Annotated in this window: 1 protein-coding gene; it reads left to right on the top strand. The window is 34.3% G+C overall.

The window, feature by feature from the left end:
• Positions 1 to 610: 610 nt before the first annotated feature.
• A complete protein-coding gene (locus F6K13_RS30715; protein ID WP_124143667.1) occupies positions 611 to 1,702 on the top strand; it encodes a metallophosphoesterase in 1,092 nt (363 codons plus the stop codon).
• Positions 1,703 to 1,992: the final 290 nt, after the last annotated feature.

Genomic DNA, 1,992 nt, shown 5'->3' on the forward strand with positions numbered 1-1,992 from the left:
TTTGGTGTGTTAGCGCCCTTTCCTTGGACTACATCATTGCCGGAGTATAAATTGTTTTGAGAATCCCACTAAACATTAAAATATTAGAGTTGTGAGGAAATAAAAACTAAAACTGCTCAAAAGCTTACTGTATAAGCCTTTCAATTTAGGTAAATAAACAAAGACTAAAACCTTTAACATATAAGAGTTTTAGCTACTCTTTGAGCTTATTTTGCAACAAGTTTATTAATTAGTGGTAGGTCAGTTCATCTATATAACTACGCAAATAGGGCGCGGACATCTATGAAAATGCAAAATGCTCAAAGTTAGTGAGGGATTATTTGTGACTTCTGACTTCTGACTTCTGACTTCTGATTTAAGGCCATCTTTGTGATTGATCGCTAGTTGTGAAATATAATGAAAATCTATAGAAATAATTAAAAAGCGTTTCGGTCCAGAATGCTCCGCAAACAGTCGATTGGCCTTTAGTAGTCAGCTTTGCGCTAAGGGGGTTTAAACCCAAACTTTTAGCTGGCTAAAAGCTGAGTGCTGTTTGCAAAGCATTCCGGTACGGAAAATGCTGATAGCTAGTTAACGATTGATTTAGCCTAATTTCCAGAGGACTTTTTCCATGGCTTTGAATTTTAGATTTGCTATTGCTAGTGATTTACATATTGCAGTTCCTAATACTATTGCGGAACAAGCGCATCGTTTTCATTTAGTAGAAGTGAGTATTCCTGCTTTTGAAGTAGTATTAGAAAATTTAAGTAAGCTAGATATTGATTTTTTACTATTACCTGGAGACTTAACTCAAGATGGTGAATTGGAAAATCATACCTGGTTAAGTAAAAAATTAGCTACACTTCCCTATCCAGTTTATGTAGTGCCTGGTAATCATGATGTACCGACAAAATTTACCAATGACTATTCTATTGGTTTGGCAGATTTTCCTACTTATTATCACCATTGTGGATTTGATTACGAGGAACGATTATATTACACTAAACAAATTTTGCCTGGAGTACGAATAATTGGGCTTAATTCTAATCAGTTTGATAGTTCTGGCAAACAAGAATATACAGGTGGTTTAGAAGCAGAACAATTAGATTGGCTAAAACAGGTTTTAACTACTACAAAAGAGGAGTTAGTGATGGTGATGTTACATCATAATGTGATTGAACATTTACCAGATCAATCTCATAATTCCCTTGGTCGTCGTTATATGTTAGAAAATAGGTTAGCATTGTTAGATATTCTTCAATCTGCTGGAGTTAAGCTGATATTTACTGGTCATCTTCATGTTCAGGATATTGCTGAATATCAAGGAATTTATGAAATTACAACTGGTTCTTTAGTTACTTATCCTCATCCTTATCGTATCATTAATTTTACTACGGACTCTAGTGGTCAACAGTCTTTAAAAATTGAAAGTCATCGAGTTAATTCTTTGCCTAATTTTCCCAATCTTAGCGATATTTCTAGAAACTGGCTTGGCGATCGCTCTTTCCGTTTTATGTTTAAACTTTTGACTAATCCTCCTGTAAATTTATCACCAGAAATAGCAGAAAAACTTGCCCCTAGTCTACGTTATTTTTGGGCAGATATTGCAGGTGGTGATGCTGTATTTAACTTCCCTGAATTTCCACCTCATGCTAGACAATATTTTGAAAGTTTTAGCACCACTAATAGTATTGATAATAATGCTACGTTACTGTTGCAATAATCCGCTCTCCTTAAAAAAATCATAACTTTATCTTTATAAATCATTAAAGGTAGTCAAGTTAAAAGTTACTATTTTTGGCTTTTGACTTTTGACTAATTATTTTTTTCTTTTGGTATTATACCAATTCCCATGCATTAATGCGATACTTCCGATGAACTTCAGTTATTAAGTAATAATAATCGTTTAGTAATGTTTATAACGATTATCGGCATTAAACCAAGATATCTTATCTCTTTTCACCCTACTCCCTACTCCTTTTTCCCCTCCACGGTCGGGGTTAGGGGTGGGTC

The sequence above is a fragment of the Okeania sp. SIO2B9 genome (genome assembly GCF_010672505.1).
Taxonomy (GTDB): Bacteria; Cyanobacteriota; Cyanobacteriia; order Cyanobacteriales; family Microcoleaceae; genus Okeania; species Okeania hirsuta.

Excerpts from the sequence above, each read along its gene's own strand:
- F6K13_RS30715 (WP_124143667.1), top strand. The coding sequence starts at position 611 with ATGGCTTTGAATTTTAGATTTGCTATTGCTAGTGATTTACATATTGCA.